Origin of the sequence: Geomesophilobacter sediminis, from assembly GCF_016458275.1 — a bacterium.
GTDB classification, from domain to species: domain Bacteria; phylum Desulfobacterota; class Desulfuromonadia; order Geobacterales; family Geobacteraceae; genus Geomesophilobacter; species Geomesophilobacter sediminis.
This window is the reverse complement of the sequence record NZ_JAEMHM010000016.1, coordinates 1-23,098: the sequence shown is the minus strand read 5'-3', so window position 1 is coordinate 23,098 and position 23,098 is coordinate 1. Positions and strand designations below refer to the sequence as shown.

Here is a 23,098-nt window from a genome sequence, read left to right as displayed (position 1 = left end):
AGGGGGGCTTCCGGGCAGCCGCCGGGGCGCTGCGGGAGGCCACCTCCTCGGCATACTGTATACACCGTCTGGAGCGTATACAGGACGCAATTTAATCTGAACCGCCCCCCAAGGTCAAGAATAAAATATCGTTTCGGTTGAGAATTTTCGTTTTTGAACCATTAGTGCATTCTAAACAGGCCAGCAGTGCGGCTTTTCGCATTTACGTAAACTACTCTTCATTTTTATTTTCTCCTTTCGGAAGCGTAAGGACCAGGTAAGCAGGGGGGATTGCGACATTCCGCTCCGGGAGGCTTTCGCGATGACCGCACCGGCTCCCGCCCCAAACGAAAAAGGCGCCCTCATGAAGGACGCCTTTTTTCTGTTTGATTCCGCGTAAATGGAGGTTTTCAGTGTTTGATCTGCGCCAGGTAGCCGATCCGGATCCCCCCCCAGTGACGGTTGTTGAGGTAGATCGGGGTGGACATGTCGTTGATGATCTCGCCGGTGTCCCGCATGTAGGTCTGCAGCAGGAACGGATCGGTGTTTGTCGCCGCGCGGATGCCGGTTTTATCGTTGAAAATCCGCTTGGTACGGTTCTGCAGCTTGTCCAGGTTCGGGTCCCCGGTTAAGGGCTTTGTGTAACGGAGGTTGTGGCACGGAACATAGCCGTGGTCGTCGACACAGATCGCGAACAGGACCTGGCCGTCCTGGGCCACGATCTGCTCCTGTAAAGGCGAGATGAGCTGGTCGAAGAGCTTGTCGAAGGCGGTGGAGAACTTCGGGGGATCGCAGCTCCCCAGCGGGCGGTAGTTGCGGTCGAAGAGGTCGCTCCAGGTGATCCGGTTCTCGGCAACCGCCCGCTCCACGGTGGCGATCATGTTGTCGCGCAGTTGGATGGCGAATCCCTTCATGTTGTCGTGGCGGTTCCCCACGCTGAACCGTCCCACCGTGGAAAAGATCTGTTCGGCAACCACGGTCAGGTCCATGAAGGTCTTTTCGCTGGCCTGCATGTCCTGGTGCACCGCGACGGCGGTGGTCGATACGTGGTGGATCTTCTCCGAGATGTCGTTGGTCGTGGCGCTCTGCTCCTCGGTGGCCTGGGCGATCTGGGTGATGAGCCCCGCGGTCTCCCCGGCCAGCCCCATGATCCGCTCCAGGCAGTTGCGCGCCGACATCGACTTTTCCACCCCGTCGGCCACCTGATCCTGCTCCTCGGTGATGAGCCGGGCCGCGGTGCGGCTTTCCTCCTGGATCTTGCCGATGATGTCGGCGATCTCCTTGGTCGAGGTGGCGGTCTTTTCCGAGAGCATCTTCACTTCGTCGGCGACGACGGCGAAGCCGCGGCCATGCTCGCCGGCCCGCGCCGCCTCGATCGCCGCGTTCAGCGCGAGAAGCTTGGTCTGGTCCGCGATGTCCTCGATGAGATTGATGATGTCGCCGATCCGTGCCGAGGAGGTCTCCAGGCGCTGGACGGTCCCCAGCGTCACCGTGACGTTGTCCCGGATGGTCTGGATCGAGTTGCAGGCGCTGTTGACCACCGATACCCCTTCGCTGGCCGCTGCGTCCACCTGTTCGGAGAGCTCGGCGGCGCGGTGCGTGTTGCCGGCCACCACGTTCAAGGTGGAGGCCATCTCCTCGGAGGCCGTGGCGACCGACACCGACTGGTCCTTCTGCTCGGCCGACGCGCCCACCGTTTTGGAACTGCGGGAGGCGACTTCGCACAGGGAAATGGAGACCTGTTCCGCCTGGGTATAAAGCAGGGAGACCAGATCGCGCAGCTTGGACACCATGGAGTTGATGTGGATCGCGAGCCGGCCGATCTCGTCTTCGGAGCGGACTTCGATGCTGCTGGTCAGATCCCCCTCCCCCTGCGCGATCGATTCCAGCTTCTCGGAGAAGAAGAGGATCTCGCGGACGATGGTCCTGCGGAAGAAAAGATGCGTGCAGCCGAGAATGACCAGGAAGAAGATGGCCCCGGCGACGGCGAGGAGCCAGAAGAGGTGCACCGCGCTCTGGTACCCCTGTTCCAGCGAAGAGGTGAGCAAAAGCGCCCCGAGAAACTTGGGCGCCGCGTCATGGCATCCCTTGCAGCGTTCCTCGTTGGGGAGCGGCACGATCCTCCTCAAGGTATGGATGCCGTTCTCCACCTGGCGGGACTCGGCCGGCTGGCCAGAGCTCAGCACCTTCAGGACCTCGGGATTGACCGGCGCCGATGCCAACCCGGAAGGCTTACCTTCCGTGTTGTACACCTGGAGGTCGAAGCCGTAATTTTTTTCCTTGGCTTCCTTGGAGAGGTTGACCACCGCCTTGGAATCGTCTTTCACCATGAAGGCGGCGATCTCGTCGTGGAGGACGGAGGAGAGGATCCGGCTGCTTTTTTCCTGCTGGGCCATCGTCGAGCTGTACTGCAACCAGAAGGCAAGCCCCCCCAGGATGGTCAACCCGACGAACAAGTTCAGCCCGATGATTGCCAGGATCTTGTGGGTAATTTTTTTCTTGAACACCTGCGCCCCCTTCCATGAAACGTATACGGGATATGTGCTGTGATTATCGACAGAAAGCAGGGCAGCTTTAGGGATATTTCGTACCGCTTTTCTAATCTGTTAAAGTTTCGACTATTTCTTTTTAATAGAAGGAAAATTTGATGCAGATCAAGGACCCCGCCCTGGCCGATGGTAGGATTAATTTAAGAAGCACAGAAGGGGGAACTCATGAGCGAAATCGATCGGCAGGAACTGTACCGGCAGTTGGTGGAAGAAAACAGCGACGCCCTGGTGGTCTCGGACTGCAACGGGAATATCACCGTCTGGAACCGGGCGGCGGAGCGGATGTTCGGGTTCAGCGAGGCGGAGGCGCTCGGGGCCTCGCTGGACCTCTTCATTCCCGAAAATCTGCGCGCCCGGCACTGGGAAGGGTACTACCAGGTCATGGAGAGCGGGGTCACCCGCTACGCGACGCAGATGCTCTCCGCACCGGCGCTTTGCAAGGACGGCCGGCGCATCTCCACCGAGTTTTCCATGACCATCGTGCGGGATGCGGAGGGAAAGGTTGCCGGAACCGCGGCGGTGATGCGGGACGTGACCGAGCGCTGGCAGAAGGAAAAGGCGCTGCGCGCCCGGCTGGCCGAGCTGGAAAAGCAGGGTGCGGCCCCCGCGGCGGACGGATCGGACCGATCGGTCTGACCGGAGTCGCCGCAGGACCACGGAAAAGAAAAAGGGGAGCTGGTTTCAGCTCCCCTTTTTTCGTGCCCTGGTGGCGGTGTCGCGGTTCAGTCGCCGTGCAGCTGTTCGACCAGGTAGTTCTGGATCCCCATCTGGGCGATCTGGTCGATCTGGGCCTCGATGTCGTCGATGTGTTCCTCCTCCTGCTTCAGGATCGACTCGAAGAGCTCCCGGGTCCCGTTGTCGCCGAGCTCGACGCAAAGCCGGATGCTCTCGTTGTAGCCGCGGATGGCGATCTCCTCGGAGTTGTGATCCTTTTCGTGCATCTTGGCCACGTCGGCCCCGATGTCGATCAGGCCGAGGTTACTGACGATGGGACGCCCGTCCAGGAACAGGATGCGCGCGATCAGGGCCTCGGCGTGCTTCATCTCGTCGATGGACCGCTTGCGGATCGAGTCGTGCAGGCGCATGTAACCCCAGTTTTCGCACATTTCCGCATGCACCATGTACTCGTTGATGGCGCCCAGTTCCTCGGAAAGGCGCTTGTTGAGCTCTTCGATGATCCTCTCGTTTCCTTTCATGCCGAACCTCCTAGGTATTGGATAAGGCCGCTCTGAAGCCGGAACCGGTCTCTTAAGCGCAAAGGTATGCACGATTATACAATGTGGCCGGCAACGGGCAATCAAGGAGGGAATTAAGTTGGTTTCAGGGAAGCGGAGATGCCGGGTCCGATCGGTCGGATCAGTCCCGGCAGGAATGGATCAGAGCGCGGGGTGGGCCAGGGTGCCGCGAATCGGGATGGTATAGGCGCCGGGAGAGGTCTGGTACTTCAGGAGGACCAGGAAGATGAACTTCTGCCGCTCCAGGAACTCGGGGCGGGGCATCATCTCCAGGGTCAGGTTCAGCACGGAATTGCCCGCCGGCTGCGCCAACGGCACGTCACCTTTGAGCCGGACGTAGATGCCGTCACCGTCCAGGGTGAAGCTCTTCAGGTGCGCCACCCCCCCGTCGATGCCGAGGGCTCCCCGGACGTCGCGGTATTTGGCATCGGGAAGCGGCATCTCGCCGATCTTGACCCCGGCCAGCTCCGCCCCGCTCACCTGCAACTGCAGCTCGCCGGCGGGCGCCCCCTTCTTGTCGGCCACCCGTCCCTGCAGCTTCAGCTCGCCCTTGGCTTGGGCGCCGGCGACCGAGGTGAAAAAGGGGATATCTTCGAGGCGGATCTTGCTCCCCTCGATTCCCCAACCCTTGCCTTTGCCCAGGTCGACGTCCCCCCGGACCTCGCCCGCGCCGATCCGCCCCTGGTAGCCGAGCCGGACCTTGCCGGTGAAAAGCGGCAGGATCTCCAAGCCGGCCTTCACCTGGGTCAGCTTCAGAAGCGGCCCCTTCGCCGAGGTGAGCTCCATCGCGTCGGCCTTCACCGCCAGGGGGGGCCGTTTGCCGAAGCCGGTGAAGGCAAGGGTGTAACCGGCATTCTCGGCGCCGCGCTGCATCAGACCCATGATCGCATCGTTGGGGATGAACCAGACGGTGAGCAGCACGAAGAGGACCACCCCTGCCGGTATGCCGCAGACGAGGTAGAGGGCGCGCCCTTTCATTTCCCCCCCGCCGGTGCCGGCTTGATCAGCGCGACCGTGAGGTTCAGGTCGATCTTGGACGGATCGTCGAACCGGGGCTTGACCAGCAGTTTCTTGACCGTCACCGGCCGCCCACCCTTCTCGAGCTTGTACAGCAGGTTCATCGCCTCGTTGGCGGTAAGCCCCTCGATCTTGACGTCGGCGGCATCCTCGACAAAACCGGGGAGGTCGTCTCCCTTCACCGGCTTGATCTGGCTGGAGCGCCCTTTGATCCCGGTCTCCTCGATGATCTTCGCGGGGGAGTCGTCGGGGCGGGTCACGAGCATCCGGCTGGTCAGGCGCTGGCTCACCGCACGCGCCGCCTGGTAGCGAACCTTAAGCTGCAGCATCTCGACAACGTCCGCCTCGCGCGCCAACTTTTTCTTCTGCAGGGTGGCGATCCGGCCATTCACGGCGGAAAGCCCCAGAAGGACCAGCAAAATGGCGGCAAGGACCATCCCCAGCCGAAGCCGGGTCTTCTCGTCCATCGACTTGAGGGTGCTCAGTATCTGTTCCCGGCTCATCGGGTCACCCCCTTCAGTTTGCCGCGGTAGGAGAAGGTGACGCTCCCGTCCGGACGGGACTGGACCTGGCTCACCTCGCCGCTGTCAAAGAGCTTGGCCGCCCGGGTCTTGAAGTCGTTCGCGGCCTGCATGGTGCGGGCGTCCCCTTTGAGACGGACCTCGGTGCCGTCGATCTCGGTCTCGTAAAATCCGGTGACGTCGTCACCCTTGGCGTCGGCCAGGTCCTTGAGGAGCTGCATGGTATTGCTGGTGGCTTTAGCCCCCTCCAGCTTCTTGATTTCGCCCTTTATTTCCGCCACCTCGTCGACGGCATTTTTGCGGGTCGGGAAGACCTCCCGGTAGATCCCCTTGACGGTGTTGTCCAGCGAAGTCAGGTCCTTCTGGACCAGGTAGTAGCGCACCCCCACCTCGCCGAAGGCAAGGAGGACCAGGCAGGCGGCCAGGAGCGCCGGGACGCGCAGTTGCTTGTAAAACTTGGCGGTTCCCGCGGTGTAGGCGAGCGGACCGCGACGCAGGTTGACCGCGCTCCCGTCGGCAACCGCAGCGGCAGTTGCATAAGCCCCGGCCAGGGCCACGATGGCGTGGAGGTCGTCACCGAAGGCTTCGGAAACCTCCGACGTCGGCAGGACCCGCTCCTCGGCGTCCGGCGCGTAACGGAGCACGTTTTCGACCGTGATCCCCTTGGCGATCTCGATCGCGGCCACGGTTCGTTCCAGCTCGGCTGCGCCACCGTCGGCACGCAGGGGGCGGAAGAAAAGCGGAGTCCGGTCCCGGTAGGCGGCCACCGCCTCCCCGTCGGTCACCACGCAGGTGCCGGCGGCCGGAGCCAACTTGTCCCAATGGAAAAGCGACGCGGTTACCACCTCCGGCTCGAGTCCCGCGGCAGCCAGCCGGTCGATGACATCGCTTAGCTCCTTGTTCTTGCCCCACACCGCCAGAAACTTCCCGTCGGCTATGGGAAGCGCGTCGAAGACCAGGGCATCGGTGTCGAGGAGCGTCTCCCCGCGCAGTTCCATCGGCAAAAGCTCGCGCACCTTGTCGCGGTCCGAAATGGGGAGCTCCACCTCGCGCAAAAAGAGCTGCTCCGGAGGGAGCAGCAGGATCACCCGGCGCTCCTGGACGGGCTGCCGGCGCAGGATTTCGTCGAGTTCGGTCTCGGAGGCGAAGGAGTGGCGCTCGGCGCCCAAAAAGCCGACCGTGGCCCGCTTGCGGCGGAAGGTTGCCAGGATCGCCTCGTCCTTTTTAAGCTGTATGACCAGAAGGTCCATCTAGTATTGTCTCCAGTAGAGAATGTCGGAGGAACTGCCACTGACGCGCACCACGGCTTCGGTGACGCCGACGCTTTCGCCCACGGTGGCCTGGGAGCGGATCCGGTAGACGCACCCTTGGTATCCCACCTTCAGCGACACCGCAGCGGAAACGGCATCCAGCCCGGGGACTTCGTTCAGGTTCTTGATCGGTTTGGTCTTGCGCCACTCGAGGATCCGGGACACGTAGTCGTCGGTCATCTTCGGGTCCAGGGCCGCCAGGACCTCCCTCGGCGCCGTGTTGACGTTGATCTTGGTCGAGGTTTCCGCCTGCCCCCCCCCGAACACGGTGACATACGGCTTGAGCTTCGCCACGATCTCGGGGGTGAATCCCTTTACCAGCCCGAGTTCCTCAACGGAGTCGAGCTTGTCCCCCTTGGCGTCGTAGGGGGGCTTGAGCGTGTTGTAGTAGGGCGATTTCGCACCGTTGGGCTGGGGTGCGACCGTAGGGTCGCCGATCCAGTCGACGACGGCATCGAGGAGTTCCGGGGCCAGCTTGAGCTGACGGAACAGCTCCTGCGCCATGGGGAAGTTGGTGGTGTCCGGACCTTTGGGGAGCCCGATCGTGTTCAGGTTCAGCTTCCCGCTCTCCTCCTCGATGGTGACCGTGAGTTTTCCGGTTTCGTCCTCGCGCTCCAACGGCTTGGCCCACATATCCTGAAGCGAGCTGTAGCCTGGGTGTGCGAATCCCAGCTCGAATTCGAGCAGCTTGCGGCCCAGGGACGCCCCCGACTCGGACAAAAGCCCGGCCTGCTGCGAGGCAACGAAGTTGTGGCTGTGCACCGTCCCCACGTAGGTCTCGTTGACGAACTCGACCATCAGCGCCACGAGGAGCGCGGTCACGATCAGCGTTATCACCAGGGCAAAGCCCCGCTCCCCTCGCATTATCGCGACGCTCCCGGAACCGACATTGCCGGCCCCCCCGACGGTGCGGCACCAGAGCCACCCAATGACGGCATCGCACCAGAGCCCCCGAACGACGGCGTTGAACCGGAGCCGCCCAACGAAGGAGCAGTCCCCGTCCCGGAAGGTGTGGTCCCTCCGAGCTCCGGCGTTTTCGGGACTTCTCCCAGCCCTTCCCCGATCATGGAAGGGAGCTCCTTTTGATACTTACGCATGAGCCCCGGCGAGGTGACGATGGAAGCGCTCTCGCCGCTTTTGAGGGTAATGGTGACCCGGACGCTCTGCGGCAGCTTGTTGGTAAGGCTGGTGTCCCAGCTCTTGACCCACTTGGAGCCGTCGTAGCACTCCACCAGGAACCCGTCGATGTTTTCCATCACCGGGTAGCGCACCGATTTCGGCTTCAGGTAAAGGTCCTTCGATTCCCGGGTCAGGAACAGGGCGCCTCCTTCCTGCTCCCGGACCTCGTAGCCGACGACCGCCAGATCCGACGCGGGGGCCGGATCGATGCGGGGGGGGGCAATCGTGGTCAGCGCCAGGGACGAGGTCGGCTTGCCGTAGCTGTCCCGGTCCTGGACCAAAAAGACGCAGATCGGCACGGTGGCGCTTTTCCGCACCACAAAGTAGCTCGAGGCAATCTCGTTCTGGATGGCAGCGAGGGTGGAGGAAAGCTCGCGCCGCGTTTGCAGGTTCTCGCCGCCCCGCTCTCTCGCTCGCATCACGGAGAAGTAGGTCCCGTAGAGAGCGCCGGAGAGGATCACCAAAAGCGCGAGCCCCATCAGCAGCTCGATCAGGGTGAACCCTTTATTGCTTTGCCACATATTTCACCAGGGTCAGTTTCTTCTTGCCGGCCTCCCAGCTCACCGTAAGACGGACCCGCTTCACCAGCTCATGCTCCGTCGGGAGAAGCTCGAGCTCCCAGCTCACTTCCGGGTGCTTTTGATCGGCGAAGGTCCCCTTGCTTTCGGCCTGCTGGGTGAGGAGCGGATCGGCAAGCTTGGCGCGGCCCAGCAGCACCGCGGTCGTTTCCTGCCGGTCCTCGCCGATGACCGAGAGGTGGTAGTTGAGCGAGGAAATGACGGTGAGGAGCACGCCGGCGGCGATGGCCAGCGCGATCATCACCTCGAGGAGGGTGAAACCTCTCACTTCCCTGTCTCCTTCAGATCGTCCGTACCAAGCTCCTGGTAGCCATCCTGTACCACCACCCTCCCCCCGTTGGGAAAGGCGGTTACCGTGAAATGCTTGTCCCCACCCTTCAGGTGGACGACCAGCGGTTCCGGGAGTCCGGCCGGCCCCAGCGCCACGATCGCCTCACCTTCGGTGACCAGCCCCAGCCGGGGCGCGACGACGTCCTGGATGGAGATGCCGTCCTCAATGAACTTCCGGTTCATGAACTGGTCGTCGGGGGGGAGTTCCTCCCCCTGCTGCGAGAGCTTCGCGGCCGAAAAACCGTTGTCGGCGAGGTTGAAGTGCAGGCGGTACACCCCCTTGGTGAGAGTCGCCTGGTCGTTCAGGAAACGCAGCGCCGAAGCGAGGTTTGCCGCGGATGTCTTGAGCTTGGTCCCCTCGGTGGACGGCAGGCGCGGAATGACCAGCGCGGCAGCCATCGCGAGGATGACGATCACCACCATGAGCTCGATCAGGGTGAAGCCCCGCTCCCGTTGGAAGCGCGCTCTTTGTAGACTGTCCGTTACCGGCATCACGCCACTTTTACCTCCCTCCCCTTCAAGGGGAGGGTCGGGGTGAGGATGGGGTTCGTGCAGCAGGTAGCGCCGCTCCCCATCCCCTTCCGGTCCTCCCCCTTGAAGGGGGAGGTACGAGAGGTTGTTACTTCATGTTCCAGCTTTCGATGTCCGCGTTCTTGCCGTCGCCGCCGCGGGCCCCGTCAGCGCCGAAGGAGAAGAGATCGTAGTCGCCGTGCTCGCCCGGGGCGATGTACTTGTAGTCGTTGCCCCACGGGTCTTTCGGGACGTCCTTGGTTTCGAGGTAGCCGCCGTCCTTGTACTTGGCCGGGATCTGACCGGTGGTCGGCTTGGTCACCAGGGCCTGAAGCCCCTGCTCGGTGGTCGGGTAGTTGCCGTTGTCGAGCTTGTAGAGTTTGAGAGCGGTCTCGAAGTTCCGGATCTGGACCTTGGCATCGGAGATCTTGGCATCGTCGCTGCGCCCGATGATCTTCGGGCCGACCAGGGCGGCCAGGATGCCCAGGATGACGATGACGACCATGAGTTCGATAAGGGTAAAGCCTCGACTGTCTTTCACGGTTTTGAACATTGAATGACCCTCTCGTGCGTTGGATGTTGTTCTTGTTGTAAGTAGCGCTACTTCACCAGCTCGTTCAGCTGCATGATCGGCAAAAGGACCGCGATCACGACGAAGCCGACGCAAAGCCCCATCCCCAGCACCAAAAACGGCTCCAAAAGGGCCATCGACTTGGTGATGGTGGAGTTGAATTCCTTTTCGAAGGCGCCGCCGGCCTTCATCAGCATCTGGTCGAGCTCGCCCCCCTTCTCGCCCACCGCCGCCATGTGCACCAGAAGCGGCGGGAAGAGCGGGCTCCCTTTGAGCGCCGAGGAGAGGCTTCCCCCCTGGATCAGGGTCTCCTTCGCCTCCTGGATGAAGCTCCGGTACTCGCGATTCACCACTGCTTCCCCGGTGATCTCCAGCGCCTTGATGATCGGCACCCCGCTGGCCAAAAGCAGCCCCAGCACCTTGGCAAAGCGCGAAAGGACCAGGCGCCGCCAGAGGTTCCCGATCATGGGGAACTTCAGCAGCACGCGGTCCCTTCTCCTGAGAAACCTCTCGTCCTTGGACGCCCTCTTGAATACGGCCACCGCGCCGACCGCCAGGATGGCGAGGATCCACCACCCCTTCCGGATCCCGGTGCTCAGCTTGATGAGGACCACGGTGATCAGCGGCAGGGCCGCCTTGTTCTGCTCGAAGACCGCCGCGATCTTGGGCACGACGAAGGCCAGCAGGAAGAGCATCACCGAGGTGCCGACCACTACCATCATGCTCGGGTAGACGAGCGCGGTGGTGATCCGGCTGCGCACTTCGGCCTGGTCCTCCTGGAACTCGGCGAGCCGCTCCAAAACCACCTCGAGCGCACCGCTCGCCTCGCCGGCGGCAACCATCCCGACGTAGCTTTGGCCAAAGACCGCCGGCTCCGCGCCAAGCGATTCGGCAAGCCCCTTACCTTCCGCCAGCCGGTCCCGCACCCGTCCTAAGACCCGTTTCAGCTCACCCGGCGCTTCCTGTTCCCACAAGGTCGCCACCGCCTCGTAGACCGGGACGGCGCTCCCCAAAAGCGTGGCCAGCCGCCGGGTAGCCAGGGATAGCTCCGGAACGCTGACCCGGGAACGGAAAACGCCCTTGCTCCCCTTCTCGTCGGCCGGGGCGATCTCCTTGGCGTAGAGCCCCTTCTGCTTGAGCTGGACCCGGGCTTCGTTGAGGGTCGGGGCGTCGACGGTCCCGGTTACCTCGGCGCCGCCGGTGTTGAAGGCGCTATAGCGAAAGGTCGGCATAGTCCTCCTGGGTTACCCGCAGGACCTCCTCGATGCTGGTGATCCCCGCCGCGGCCTTGGCCAGGCCGTCCTCGCGCAGGGTGCGCATCCCCTTGGAGATGGCGTACTCCTTGATGACGCCGGAGGGGGTCTTCCGGATGATCATGGAACAGATCTCCGGATCGATGGGGAGGAGTTCGTAGATGCCGATCCGCCCGGTGGTCCCCAGGTTGAAGCATTTCTCGCAGCCGCGGCCTCGGTAGAGAACCGGCGGCAGGGTGACGCCCGGGTAGTCGCGGTCCGGCCGGTACTCTTCCTTGCAATGCGGGCAGATCACCCGGACCAGGCGCTGGGCGAGCACCGCCGACAGCGAGGAGGCGACCATGAACGGCTCGATCCCCATGTCGATGAGACGGCTGACCGCGGTGGCGGCGTCGTTGGTATGCAGGGTGGAGAGGACCAGGTGGCCGGTGAGCGCCGCCTGCATGGCGATCTCCGCCGTCTCGGCGTCGCGGATCTCGCCGACCATGACGACGTCCGGGTCCTGGCGCAGGATGGAACGGAGCCCGTTGGCGAAGGTGAGCTCGATCTTCGGGTTCACCTGGATCTGGCCGACCCCCTTGAGCTGGTACTCGATCGGGTCCTCGATGGTGATGATGTTCTTTTCCGGGGAGTTGATCTGGCTGATCGCGGCGTAGAGCGTGGTGCTCTTACCGGAGCCGGTCGGGCCGGTGACCAGGATGATGCCGCTGGTCCGGGAGAGGAGCCGCTCCATCATCTTGTCGTTTCCCTCGGAAAGGCCGATCTCGCGCAAGGTGAGGATGCCGCGCTGCTTGTCGAGCAGCCTGAGCACCACCCGCTCGCCGAAGAAGGTCGGGATGAGGGAGACGCGGATGTCGACGTCGCGACCGGCGACCTTCACCTTGAAGCGGCCGTCCTGGGGGAGGCGTTTTTCGGCGATGTTCAGCCCGGACATGATCTTGACGCGGGAGGTGAGCGCCTCCTGGACCAGCTTCGGGGGGGAAAGCATCTTGTAGAGGAGCCCGTCGATCCGGAACCGGACCTCGAGCTCGCGCTCGAACGGCTCGATATGAATGTCGCTCGCCCGCTCCTTGACCGCCTGGAACAGGATGGAGTTCAAGAGCCGGATCACCGGCGCCTCGTCGGTGAGCTCCATGAGGTCGCGCGGCTCGTTGAAGGAGGTGGCGACGTCGGAGAGCTCTTCCCCTTCGAGTTCCTCGACGACCTCCTGGGCCGATCCGGAGAGCCGGGAGTAGATCCGGTTCACCGCCTCAAGCACGATCGGCCGCGGCACCGCGATCAGGTCCACCGGCTGGCCGAACAGCCCGGCGAGTTCGTCGATGGCCAGGAGGTTCGCCGGATCGGCGCAGGCCGCGACGATCCGCCCCTCTTCGTCCCGCATCGGGAGCAGGGCGTTGTTGCGGGCGAACGCCAGCGGGATCCTGCCGACCAGGGCGGTGTCTACCCGGCTGTCGTCGATCTCCCCCATAAAGGGTATGCCGAGCCTTTCGGCGATGGTTTCTAAGCTGATGTCTGTCATGTCTTATTCCGTCGATCCGACCGATCAGACCGATTCAGTCGGATCCGACGGCTCGGTCCGATGTGAGGGTTATTTCTTCAGCTTGAGCGTCTTCTCGATGTCGGCGGACTCTTCGTTCTTCATCGCGGCGCCGAACTCCTGCTTCTGGTTCACCGACACGTCCGCCATGTCCCGGGCGTCCTTGATGATGCGCGGGGTCAGCATGATGAGGAGGTTGGTCTTGTCATGCGAGACGCTCTTGCTCTTGAAGAGCCATCCCAAAACCGGGATGTCCCCCAGCAGCGGGACCTTGCTCTCGGTCACGTTGTCCCGGTCCTGGATCAGGCCGCCGATCACCACGGTGTCGCTGTTGCGGACCACGACCGAGGTCTTGGCGGAGCGCTTGGTGGAGCCGAGGTTCGGCGCGGCAGCGGTCCCGAAGTCCTTCACCGCCGAGATCTCCTGGTAGATGTCGAGCTTGACGTAGTCACCCTCGCTGATCTGCGGCTTGATCTTCAGGATGATACCGGTGTCCTTGCGCTCGATGGACTGCTGGGAAAGCCCGGTCGAGGTGAGGTTGGTCGCGGAGAGAAACGGAACGTTCTCGCCGACGAAGATCTCCGCCTCTTTGTTGTCGCTGGTCATCACGTTCGGGGTGGAGAGGATGTTCGCCGCCCCCTTGCTCGCCAGCGCGGAGAGGACCACGGTGAAGTTCGCCGGAGAGGTGAGGTTGAAATTGGTGGTGCTCAGCCCAAGGCCGCTCAGCGCGCTCAGGCTCGACGCCGTGGTGGTGTTGGTCCCGAACGGATCGAACTGGGCGAAGGTGGAAACGGAGCCGTTGCCGCCCCCCCCGAAGAAGCCCCACTGAACCCCGAGGGCCTTGGAGCGGTTCATGGAGACCTCGGCGATCATCGCCTGCACGAAGACCTGGCGGCTGCGCCGGTCCAGCTTCTGGATCACCTGGACCAGGTTCTGGTAGTCGGTGGGGGAAGCCATGACCACGAGCGAGTTGGTCGCCTTGTCCGGGGTGATGCTGATCTTGCCCCCCTCGAACGGGGATGCCTGCGGCGCGGCGGCGCCGGCGGCAGGAGTGGCGGGGGCGCTGGTACCTTTGACGACCCCTTCGAGCACCTTGGCCACCTCGGCGGCCTCGGCGTTTTCCAGGTAGTAGACGTTCACCTTGCTGCTGGTGGTCGGCGGGACTACGTCAATGAGCGATACCAGCCTGCGCACGTCGGCCTTGTCGCGGTCGCTGCCGAAAACGATGAGCGCGTTCAGCCGGGTGTCCGGGACGACCGCGCTGCCGCCGGCCGCGCCGGCTCCCGCGGTGGCGCCGGTTCCGGTCGCCGCCGCCTTGGCGCCCCGGCCGCTCAGGTAGTCACGCACCACGGTAGCGGCACTCTCGGCGGAGGCGTTTTTCAAAAAGATCAGTTCGGGACGCTCCCGGGTCTGGTCGGCGTCGACGTATTTCAGGATGCCGAGGATCTTCGGCATGTTGAGGGCGGAGTCGACCAGCAGGATCATGTTGGAACCCGCGATCGCGGAGATCTGGCCGTCCTTGGAAACCAAAGGCTGCAAGAGGCTCACCGCGTCCTGGGGAGCGACGTGCGCCAGCGGGATCACCCGCGCCTGGTAGGTATCGTTGACCGCGGTCCGCTCGCCGTCGGCCAGCACCCGCATCCCGGTCTGCTTGGCGGCGGAGGTCGGGATGATCTTCATCACCTTCCCCGCCTGGACCACGGTGAACCCCTTCAGCTCCAAGACCGAGGTGAAGACGTTGTAGGCCTCTTCATTGGAGAGCTTGGTCGGGGAGAAGATGGAGATCTTCCCCTTCACCCGGTCGTCCATGATGAAGTTCTTCCCGGTCAGGTCGCTGATGAACTTCACCATGGTCGCGATGTCGACGTCGGTGAAGTTGAGGACCACCCCTTTGGCGAAAGCGGGCAGCGGCAGGGAAAGTGTCATCAGCAGAACAAGCGTCGCTAGGCGCTGAAAGATGCGGTGTTTCAAAGGAAACCTCCCGGGATCATAAAACACGTTCGACGTTCAACGTGGGACGTCTATAAAAGGAGCCGTCGGACTCGCAGCAAAAGGCGCTTCCATGGCAGCTGTTGCAAACAACTCCCCGGACTAGCGGATGTCGTAATTGAAGGTGGTCGGCTGGCCGTCCCGGATCATGTCGAGCTTGATCCGGCTCTGCCCCTTGAGCGATGCGAAGGACTGGATCGCCTTTTCGGGGGAGTCGATCGGGAAATCGTTCACCCGGAGCAGGACGTCGCCGTTTCGGATCCCGACCGTGCCGAAAATCCCCTGCGGCTTGACCTCGGAGGCGCGGAATCCTTCCACCTTGCCGTCCTTGACGCTGGGCAGGAGCCGGGCGTCGGTCATCGCCTGCCCGATGTTGTCCAGCGCCGCGTTCAGGGCGCGCGCGTCCACCACGTAGTTGCCGGCGCCGGTCGGGGCGGCGAGCCCCGGCGTTCCGGCGGCCGGTGCTCCCGGTTTGGCCGCCTCGGCGACGGCGTTCGGGGTGAGGATCTTCACCCGTTTGCCCCCCACCACGATCTCGGCGACGTCTTTTTTCACCGCGACCAACGGTCCGGCGGAAAAGACCATGTCGCCCAGCCGGAAGACGCGCTCTTCATGGGTGGATGCCTTGACGATGAGGGCAAAGGTCTCGCGGAAGGAGCCGACGGCGGTACCCAGCAGGGTCAGGTCGGAGACGGAAGGGGCCGCCGGCGCGGCGGCACCACCTTTCCCGGCCGGTGCGGCCAGGGTGATCGGAGTGAGTTTGCCTTGGGTGGCCTTGCCGAAAAGGCCCTTTTCCAGGATCGCGGAGAAGCTGAGGAGGTCCTCCGCAGCCGGTGGCGGGGGGGCGGGGGCACTACTCCCTGCGGCCCGGCGCGGGAAGAGCGCGGACATCTTGAAGCTGACCAGATCGGATGCAACTAGTGCAAGCACGGCGAGAATCAGGAGGGCAAGCAGTAGGTTGAGCGGCAAGAGCCATCGCTGCATGAAAAACCCTTGTAGTTAGAGTGCGCAAGAAATGGGCAGAACTGTCTGAATATATTCAATACGTCCAAGCAATGCAACAAAAAAGGGGGTGCGGGGGCCCCGCCGTCCGGAGCTCTCTCTTGAGTTGACGATCTCGGCTATGGTACACTTCGACGTCCGTCAAGCTCATTCAGTTCAGGAGGCGCTGCCATGTCCCCCGTCATCGTCACGGCATCGACCGAAATGGAGGTTTCTCTCCTCATTTCAGGATGTTCCGCGCTCCCGGTCGCCGGATTCGACCATCCCGGCGTGTACCGGGGTGAACGCGGCGGCTCCGAGGTCATCATCGGGATCACCGGGATCGGCAAAGTCAACGCGGCGTACGCCACCACGTTACTTCTGGAGCGGTACACCCCGCGCCTTCTCGTCAACACCGGATGTGGCGGGGCGTTCCCCGGGAGCGGCCTTGGTGTCGGCGACCTCGCCGTGGCGTCCTCGGAAAGCCTCGCCGACGAAGGGGTGCAGACCCCGCAGGGTTGGCGCGGCCTCGACCTGATCGGCATCCCGGTTTTCGAGAAGCGCGGGGAGAAGGTATTCAACGAGATCCCGCTGGCCCGGGACCTTGCCGAACAGGCCCGTTTCGACGCGGAAACCCGCGGCTACCGGACCGCACTGGGCGGCTTTCTCACCGTGTCGACCTGCAGCGGCACGGCTGTCCGCGGCACCGAGATGCTGCAGCGCTTTCCCGGCATCTGCGAAAACATGGAAGGTGGCGCGGTGGCCCAGGTGGCGCTCATCTACGGGGTACCTTTCCTGGAGCTGCGCGGGATCAGCAACCTCGTCGAGGACCGCGACTTCCGGCGATGGAACCTGCAACTTGCGGTGACCAACGCCCAGCAGTTTCTCCTCACCTACCTCGACAACCTGAACGCGCGGCAGCAATAGCAGAAAAAGGTGCAATAAAAATGAACACTTGCTCTACCAACACCGCTACGCCCCTCACCCTGGGCTTTTCCCCCTGCCCCAACGACACCTTCATCTTCCACGCCCTGATCCACGGCCTGGTGGACGCGGCGGGGCTTCGCTTCACCGAGCGCCTGGAGGACGTGGAGACCCTGAACCGCCTCGCCCTGGACCGCGCCCTCGACGTATCCAAGGTTTCCTACCACCTGATGGGCCGCATCCTCCCCGACTACGTTCTGCTCCGCTCCGGCGGCGCGCTGGGGCGGGGCTGCGGCCCGCTGCTCGTTGCCCGCGCCGATCTCGATCCTTCCCGGCTCGCCGGCAAGAAGATCGCCCTCCCCGGCCGCTATACCACGGCAGCGCTGCTCTTGCGTCTCTACGACCCGACCCTTACCGACTTCGTGTACCTCCCCTTCCACGAGATCATGGGCGCCGTCGCCGACGGCTCGGTCGACGCCGGGGTGATCATCCACGAGTCCCGCTTCACCTACGCCTCCTACGGCCTTACCCAGCTTCTGGACCTGGGAGCCTGGTGGGAAGCCGATACCGGGCACCCGATCCCGCTGGGGGGCATTGCCGCCAAGCGCTCCCTGGGGGGCGAGACCCTGCGCGCCATCGAAGACGCCCTCACCGAAAGCGTTCGCCACGCCTTTGCCCATCCCGCCCTGCCGCACCCCTACATACGGGCCCACTCCCAGGAGATGAGCGAAGCCGTCTGCGATGCCCACATCAAGCTCTACGTGAACGACTTCTCGCTCACCCTCGGCAGTGAGGGTGAGCAGGCGGTGCAGTACCTTTTGCAGCGTGCCACGGCAGCCGGCATCATCCCCCCCTCTTCGGAGCCGCTTTTCACCCCCCGGTGACGTGCAGCGAAATTCCTCAGGTTTTCCCTATTCGCGCCGATAAGCCAATGAGCCACACAACGTACGTGGAGGTCTTACCGGATGTCCGAGCAGTTGAAGTCCCCGAACATAGCGTTCGCGCTCGCGGCTTTTGCCCTGGCGTGGCTGGCAGTGGCACTCCTGGGAAGCGTCTTCGCCTCTCCCTTTTTCCTCTGCACCTTTGCCGCGCTCCTCGTCGGGGTTGCCGCCTTCATGGCAACGCTCATCGATTCCCAGCGCCGCCGCGCCGAGGCGGCCTGGAAGCGGGCCGAGGCCCGCTGCGCCGCCGTGCTGGAGGCTGCGGGGGACGGACTTTGCATCATCAACGGGAAAGAATCCCTGATCAAGGGAGTAAACGCCCGCTTCACCGAAAAGTGGGGGACCGCCTCCCCCGCCGGCAAACTCCTCTCCGACGCGCTGCGTGATCCGGAACTCGCCCGGGCCGCGGCGAACCTCCTCGCCGCATCCTCCCCCTGGGCCGCGCCGGTCGAGGTGGAAGGGACCGACGATGGTCCGCTCCTCACCGAACTGCGCTGCCTCCCCCTTCCCGCGACCGGTCGCGAAGCCGCTGATTTCATCCTGGTCCTGCGCGATCTCTCCCTGGAAAAGCGCTGCCAAAAGCTGGTCGAGGCGGCACGGGAGCCGTACCGCACCCTGCTGGAACACGTCGGCACCGCCATGGCGGTCGTCACGCCCGACGGCAAACTCACCCTGAGCAACCAGGCGGCCCGGGAGCTCACCGGCTACTCCCGCGAGGAAATGGAAGGACGTCTCCTCGCCGACCTCGCCGACCCGGAATCGCAGCAGGAGCTTGTGAAACAGTGGGGAGAGCCGGTCTCCGAAACCGCCCGCGACGCCTTCCATATCCGGCTCAGACACCGCAACGGCAGCGAGATGTACGTCGGCGTGGAAAGGGCCGTCATCCCCGGCTCCTCCGACCTTCTCGTTTCCCTGCGCGACAGTGCCGCCGAGCGGCAGCTCGAAGACGAACTGCGGGAAAGTCGGGCGACCCTCGCCCTGCTCCAGCGGATCTCCCGCATGGGGACCTGGGAGTGGGACATCGTGAACGACACGATCAGCTGGTCCGAGGAGATGTACCGCATCTTCTGGGTCGACCCGGCCCAGCAGCTCCCGACCTACGAGGGATACCTGAACATGGTCCATCCCGGGGACCGGGAGCAACTGATCCAGGCAATCAACAACGCGCTCTACAACAAGAAGCCCTACAACCTCGACCACCGGATCGTTCTCCCCGACGGCTCGGTCCGCGCCATTTCGGGACGCGCCGAGGTGACCTACGATGCCAAGGGAAATCCGTTGCGCATGGTCGGCACCAACCAGGACATCACCTGGCGCGTGGAGGCCGAACAGGCGCTGCGCAGCTCGGAAGAGAAATTCTCCAAGGCGTTCCACGCCAGCCCCGACTCCATCGTCATCACCCGGGCCGACGACGGCACCTACATCGACGTGAACGAGGCGTTCCAGGAGATGACCGGCTACACCCGCGACGAGGTGCTCGGCAAGAGCAGTTACGCCGACCTCAAGCTCTGGGTCGACCCGGACGCCCGCATGATGATGCTCAAGCTGATGAACCAGTTCGGGCACGTCCGGAACCTGGAGGTCCGGTTCCGGGTCAAGTCGGGGGAGATCAAGGAACTGCTCTGGTCCGCCGACGTCATCGAGTACGGCGGCGAAGCGTGCCTCATCGCCATCTCGCGCGACGTTACCGAGCAGCGCCACCTGGAGCAGGAGCTTTTGAAGAGCGAAGCGAAGCTCTACATGAAACACGAGGAGCTGAAGAACCTGTTCCAGCAGATGGAGGGAATCCGGCGGGAATGGGAAGAGACCATGGACTGCATCAGCGACCTCTTCATCCTCTCGGACCAGTGGGGGAGGATCCGCCGCTTCAACCGCGCGGTGGAGGAATTTACCGGCATGGCCCATCGCGACATCGTCGGGCGGGACTGCCTTGCCTTTTTGGAGGAGCTCGGACTGCGCAGTCACGTGGAAAACCCGGGAGTGGAGCTTTTCCACGAAACGACCGGGAGATGGTTCGTGGTCAAGCGCTACGCCTTCCCGCACAGCGAGGCGGACAGCACCACCCGCGAGGTGGTGATCATCAACGACACCACCGACATCGGGCGCCGCAACGAACCGGCTTCGACGGTTACCCTCGAAACCGCGCCGAGCGCCCCCGCGGAAAACCTACGCGATATCGGTACCTTAGAGTAAAACCAGCCCCTTTTCCCTTGACTTAAGCCCGGTGGATGTGGTATATGATCACCTCGCCCAACAAAGGAGGTGCGCATGGCATCTTTCGAGCGGAGCGGCAAGATGGTGCGGATTCTGGCCATTTGCCTCATGCTCCTCCCGATCCACACGCTTCCCCTGCTGGCTGCCGAAAAAACTGCTACACCCAGCGAAGTAACGCAAGTAGCGCCAGAAAAGAAAGAAACGGTAGAAAAGAAGGAATCTGTAGTAAAGAGGCTCATTGGGGTGGCCTCCTACTACGCCAAACGTTTCCAGGGTAGAAAAACCACTTCGGGCGTGCGGTACCATCCGGACAAGATGACCGCAGCCCACCAGAGTCTCCCGCTCGGCACCAAGGTGCGGGTGACCAACCTGGCAAACAACAAGGAAGTGACGGTAGTAGTCAATGACCGTTGCCGCAAGAAGAGCGTCCCGTTCATCGATTTATCGCGGGCTGCGGCAAAGAAGTTAGGGTTCTTCGGCGCAGGAAAGGCAAATGTTTCCATCCATGTCCTGAAAGACGACGAATCCTAGAAACCAAAATACATCGGGCGAAAACGAGAAAAAGCCGGGGAGCGATCCCCGGCTTTTTCTTTTGCCTCTCTTTTTCCGCAAGCTCCTCGGACTCCCCCTATTGGCAGAGGGGACTCATCCGGTGACCCAGACGCCGCCAACGCCCCGCCTCTATTTCCCCTTCCGCGACCCCTTCTCCGGGATCCCCTGGTTGAACCGGTGCATCTCCCGGAGATGCTTGTTCAGCTCCCACTCGGTCAGATAGCCCTTCCCGACGAAGTACCTCCCGACGTGCGTCTGCATCATCTTCTGGTGCAAAAGGAGCACCCCCATCTGCGCCTCGGAGAGGAGCCCGAGCTTCACGGCCCTTTCCCCGAAGGTCCCCGGGATCTCGGTCGCCGCCCGGATGACGGAGACGAAGTGCGGCTCCAGGAACCCCCAGGCGACCGCGAGCTGCCCGATGGGGGGGCGCATGTCGCGCTGCCACATGAGCGCCTTCACGATGGCCGAATAGGGAATGACCCCTTTGTAATACAGGTAGAGGCCGAATTTGAGCCGGTAGGTCGGCAGCGGTCCATCGTAGTAGACGTCGTCCGGGTTGCGCGCCGGCTTGGGAATGACCGGGCGCGGCCTGAAAACCCGCTCCCCCTGCTGCTTCGGGCGGACCTCCTGCGTTGCGGCCTGCGGAGTTGCCGCCGGCCGGTAGGCCTGGCTCCGCGCCGGGGTCCTGATTTCCCGCTCCCGCACGAAGGCGCACAAAAGCTCGTAGGCGTTGTTGATCCTGCGGAACTGTTCCGCGGCCATTGCCGCCCGCGCCGGCTCGGCGCAGCAGTCCGGATGGCACTCCTTGGCCAGCTTCCGGTAGTTGCGCTTCACCGTGAGCACGTGCAGCTTCTGGAGGAACTCCTGCTGGATCAGCGCCCCCGGGAAGAGGATGCGGCAGGCATCCACGACCTGTGATTGGGTGAAATTCTTAGGCGTCAATATACAACCTCCCACCCCCCCGATGCTCCCCGAACCACGGCCAGTCGCGGCGGGAAGAGCTGGGAGAGGAGGATTCCCAGGCAAAGCTGGGCGTCATCCTTGACCTTCTCGATGACTTCAGGATGGGCAGGGCGAAACAGGTTGCCGGATTTGCCGCGGATGACAACCTCGGCGTTTCCGGTGGTCAAAAACTCCAGCTGGTCGGCGGCAAGCGTGACGATGCGCAGGCCGGCGGCATAGCCCTGGTCGAGACACTTACCCTTGAGGATCTCGGCGATATCGAGCTCCGGGCTTTTCGCCAGAATCCGGTAGGCGGCCGAAAAATCCGGGCGAAAGGCCGCGGCGCGCTCCTCGACCAGCTGGATCAGTGCCTTTCGGTCCGCCTGGGTCAGCGCGGTAACCGGGGCGTTATGATGCCAGGGGAGGTCGGGGGCAAAGTCGGCCTGGAACTCCCGTTCGAACTCGACCGGCCCGGGCCCCTTCTTCTCCTGCACTCCTTCGTCGGCCTGGTTGGTTTCCCTGAGGCGCCCCGCGCTATCTTCCTGCTTGGTGGTGGCGTCGGTCACCGACGCCCAGCGGAACTGGGCCCGGTAGGCCAGGCTGGGATCGGCGGGCTGGAAACGTACCCGAATCCGGTTTCTTCCCTTGCGCAGCACCGGTCCCAGGGATTTCGCCGGAATCCAGACCGAAGGACCGACCTCCCGCTCGTCGAAGAGAACCGGAACCGAGTTCTTGGCCACCTCCGGCTCGCTGACCAGAACACCGTTGATATAAACCTGGGCCGCACCGGGGACGGTTTCCACCTGGTCCGAAGTTGCCGGCTCGCCCACAAACGGGGTGAATTTGAACTCGACGCTGAGTACCGTGGCGGCCGCCAGCGAGGGCCAAGCCAGGAGCAGGAGAAGAGCTACGATCTTTTGCATCCACTTCCTCCTTAGCATCGAGCGTGTCCACTCAAGTGATTAGCCGATTAGATCAATCTTCATACCAGGGGACCGGTACCTCCCTCTCCCTCTGGGGTCGCGCGCGGGAGCGAGCTTGCGACGGTCAGGGTGAGGGAATTTCCCACGAAGCCCCCTCCCTCACCCGCCCGATGGGCACCCGCTCCCGGGAAAAGAGGAAACATATGAAGATTGGCGCTCATCCGGGTTCATTATGCTTGCAGCCCGGCGTTGCAATGAAGAGCAATTCTAGCGGTAGATAATGATACCGCCAATGGAGGCTGCCAAGATTATGAACGCCGGGTTGATCTTGGTGAACGTAAGCACCGCGAAGGTGACCGCCACGATCAGGACCTTGTCCCAGCCGATGGTCATCGCGCTCCCCCAGCTCTGCTTGCTGACTCCGAAGACGGCATAGGCCATGTCATAGGCAGTCCAGAGCAGCAGCGCCACGACTACCGGGCGCACCACCTTGAGGGCGCTGGCGATCGCGGGACTCTCCTTCACCCGGAAGAAGTAGACCACCATGATGAGCATGAGAAGGGTGGTGGGAAGGACGGTGCCGGCGGCCGCGGCAACCGCACCGGGGACGCCGGAGAGCTTGTAGCCGATGTAGGCGGAGACCTGCGGCGCGATCGGGCCAGGCAGGGCGTTTCCGACCGCGACCGCGTCGGCGAACTCTTCGGGAGTGACCCACGGCACCGCGGCGGCCGCACCGGGAGGGGTCCAGACCGCTCCGACCGCTTCACGCTGCATCAGCGCCAGGGAGGCCGGTCCGCCGCCCCAGGAAAAGATGGATACCCGGGTGAAAAGCCAAAAAATCTTCCAGATCAACATCTACCGCTCCTTCAATACTGCCTTGGCCCTACCGCCACGTGGGCACGCCGTGGGTAGGCGCCCTTACGGTAGGGGTGCAGCATGCTGCGCCCGCAAGACCAGTTAGGTCCCCTTTAACAAAGGGGGATTTAGGCAGTGTTGTCCGGTTAGCTTTTTGCTTTAAAAAAGTTGTTCAGTACAGTCATTTTTTTCTTGACGTCTGCGTAGA

At 63.2% G+C, this 23,098-nt stretch carries 22 protein-coding genes; 5 read left to right on the top strand and 17 right to left on the bottom strand.

All coding sequences use genetic code 11. The features are described from left to right. Nucleotides 1-389: 389 nt before the first annotated feature. The gene (locus JFN93_RS18165) at nt 390-2,486 is read right to left on the bottom strand and encodes a methyl-accepting chemotaxis protein (RefSeq protein WP_199385555.1); all 2,097 of its coding nucleotides are present in this window, start codon (nt 2,484-2,486) and stop codon (nt 390-392) included. A 207-nt stretch (nt 2,487-2,693) separates the two neighbouring features. Here JFN93_RS18165 and JFN93_RS18160 point away from each other — a divergent pair, with 207 nt between their 5' ends. Next, a complete protein-coding gene (locus JFN93_RS18160) occupies nt 2,694-3,164 on the top strand; it encodes a PAS domain-containing protein (protein ID WP_199385554.1) in 471 nt (156 codons plus the stop codon). A gap of 86 nt (nt 3,165-3,250) precedes the next feature. Here JFN93_RS18160 and bfr read toward each other — a convergent pair whose 3' ends face one another. The 13 genes from bfr to JFN93_RS18095 form a co-directional block, all read right to left on the bottom strand. Continuing rightward, nucleotides 3,251-3,724, bottom strand: coding sequence for a bacterioferritin (bfr, locus tag JFN93_RS18155; RefSeq protein WP_199385553.1), 474 nt, complete (start codon nt 3,722-3,724; stop codon nt 3,251-3,253). Between the two features lie 180 nt (nt 3,725-3,904). Next, nucleotides 3,905-4,741: a type II secretion system protein GspN gene (gene gspN, locus JFN93_RS18150; RefSeq protein WP_199385552.1), complete on the bottom strand. Its 837-nt coding sequence runs from the start codon at nt 4,739-4,741 to the stop codon at nt 3,905-3,907. Then, nucleotides 4,738-5,283, bottom strand: coding sequence for a general secretion pathway protein GspM (locus JFN93_RS18145; protein WP_199385551.1), 546 nt, complete (start codon nt 5,281-5,283; stop codon nt 4,738-4,740). Before JFN93_RS18145 ends, gspN begins: the two co-directional genes overlap by 4 nt. Further along, nucleotides 5,280-6,551: a type II secretion system protein GspL gene (gene gspL / locus JFN93_RS18140; protein ID WP_199385550.1), complete on the bottom strand. Its 1,272-nt coding sequence runs from the start codon at nt 6,549-6,551 to the stop codon at nt 5,280-5,282. Before gspL ends, JFN93_RS18145 begins: the two co-directional genes overlap by 4 nt. Next, the gene (gene gspK / locus JFN93_RS18135) at nt 6,552-7,475 is read right to left on the bottom strand and encodes a type II secretion system minor pseudopilin GspK (RefSeq protein ID WP_199385549.1); all 924 of its coding nucleotides are present in this window, start codon (nt 7,473-7,475) and stop codon (nt 6,552-6,554) included. Further along, entirely contained in the window at nt 7,475-8,311 is an 837-nt protein-coding gene (locus JFN93_RS18130) for a type II secretion system protein GspJ (protein ID WP_199385548.1), read from the bottom strand. The genes gspK and JFN93_RS18130 overlap by 1 nt, the downstream gene beginning before the upstream one ends. Further along, entirely contained in the window at nt 8,295-8,636 is a 342-nt protein-coding gene (locus JFN93_RS18125; RefSeq protein WP_199385547.1) for a prepilin-type N-terminal cleavage/methylation domain-containing protein, read from the bottom strand. The genes JFN93_RS18130 and JFN93_RS18125 overlap by 17 nt, the downstream gene beginning before the upstream one ends. Continuing rightward, a complete protein-coding gene (locus tag JFN93_RS18120) occupies nt 8,633-9,190 on the bottom strand; it encodes a type II secretion system protein (protein WP_199385643.1) in 558 nt (185 codons plus the stop codon). The genes JFN93_RS18125 and JFN93_RS18120 overlap by 4 nt, the downstream gene beginning before the upstream one ends. A 127-nt stretch (nt 9,191-9,317) precedes the next feature. Next, nucleotides 9,318-9,761, bottom strand: a complete 444-nt coding sequence (gene gspG, locus JFN93_RS18115; RefSeq protein WP_199385546.1) for a type II secretion system major pseudopilin GspG — start codon at nt 9,759-9,761, stop codon at nt 9,318-9,320. A gap of 47 nt (nt 9,762-9,808) precedes the next feature. Then, nucleotides 9,809-11,011, bottom strand: a complete 1,203-nt coding sequence (gene gspF / locus JFN93_RS18110; RefSeq protein ID WP_199385545.1) for a type II secretion system inner membrane protein GspF — start codon at nt 11,009-11,011, stop codon at nt 9,809-9,811. After that, nucleotides 10,992-12,551 (bottom strand): type II secretion system ATPase GspE, encoded by a 1,560-nt coding sequence (gene gspE / locus JFN93_RS18105; protein ID WP_199385544.1) that lies wholly within the window; start codon nt 12,549-12,551, stop codon nt 10,992-10,994. The genes gspF and gspE overlap by 20 nt, the downstream gene beginning before the upstream one ends. Before the next feature lie 69 nt (nt 12,552-12,620). Continuing rightward, nucleotides 12,621-14,540, bottom strand: a complete 1,920-nt coding sequence (gspD, locus tag JFN93_RS18100; RefSeq protein WP_407931891.1) for a type II secretion system secretin GspD — start codon at nt 14,538-14,540, stop codon at nt 12,621-12,623. 120 nt (nt 14,541-14,660) lie between these two features. Further along, nucleotides 14,661-15,542, bottom strand: a complete 882-nt coding sequence (locus tag JFN93_RS18095; RefSeq protein ID WP_199385543.1) for a type II secretion system protein N — start codon at nt 15,540-15,542, stop codon at nt 14,661-14,663. Nucleotides 15,543-15,731: 189 nt separating this feature from the next. Between JFN93_RS18095 and mqnB the strand changes: the two genes are divergently transcribed. The 4 genes from mqnB to JFN93_RS18075 all read left to right on the top strand — a co-directional run bounded on the left by mqnB (nt 15,732) and on the right by JFN93_RS18075 (nt 20,149). Beyond that, the gene (gene mqnB, locus JFN93_RS18090; RefSeq protein WP_199385542.1) at nt 15,732-16,466 is read left to right on the top strand and encodes a futalosine hydrolase; all 735 of its coding nucleotides are present in this window, start codon (nt 15,732-15,734) and stop codon (nt 16,464-16,466) included. 20 nt (nt 16,467-16,486) lie between these two features. Continuing rightward, nucleotides 16,487-17,347: a 1,4-dihydroxy-6-naphthoate synthase gene (locus tag JFN93_RS18085; protein ID WP_199385541.1), complete on the top strand. Its 861-nt coding sequence runs from the start codon at nt 16,487-16,489 to the stop codon at nt 17,345-17,347. An 81-nt stretch (nt 17,348-17,428) separates the two neighbouring features. Continuing rightward, on the top strand, nt 17,429-19,597 hold the full coding sequence (locus JFN93_RS18080) for a PAS domain S-box protein (RefSeq protein WP_199385540.1): 2,169 nt from the start codon (nt 17,429-17,431) through the stop codon (nt 19,595-19,597). A 75-nt stretch (nt 19,598-19,672) separates the two neighbouring features. Beyond that, nucleotides 19,673-20,149 carry a septal ring lytic transglycosylase RlpA family protein gene (locus JFN93_RS18075; protein WP_199385539.1) on the top strand — a complete coding sequence of 159 codons (477 nt, stop codon included), beginning with the start codon at nt 19,673-19,675 and terminating at the stop codon, nt 20,147-20,149. 150 nt (nt 20,150-20,299) lie between these two features. Here the strand turns inward: JFN93_RS18075 and JFN93_RS18070 are convergent, their stop codons facing one another. From JFN93_RS18070 to JFN93_RS18060, 3 genes are all read right to left on the bottom strand, one after another. Then, nucleotides 20,300-21,112: a J domain-containing protein gene (locus JFN93_RS18070; protein WP_199385538.1), complete on the bottom strand. Its 813-nt coding sequence runs from the start codon at nt 21,110-21,112 to the stop codon at nt 20,300-20,302. Next, entirely contained in the window at nt 21,109-22,035 is a 927-nt protein-coding gene (locus tag JFN93_RS18065; protein ID WP_199385537.1) for a hypothetical protein, read from the bottom strand. Before JFN93_RS18065 ends, JFN93_RS18070 begins: the two co-directional genes overlap by 4 nt. 267 nt (nt 22,036-22,302) lie before the next feature. Further along, on the bottom strand, nt 22,303-22,890 hold the full coding sequence (locus JFN93_RS18060; RefSeq protein WP_199385536.1) for a chromate transporter: 588 nt from the start codon (nt 22,888-22,890) through the stop codon (nt 22,303-22,305). Nucleotides 22,891-23,098 lie beyond the last annotated feature (208 nt).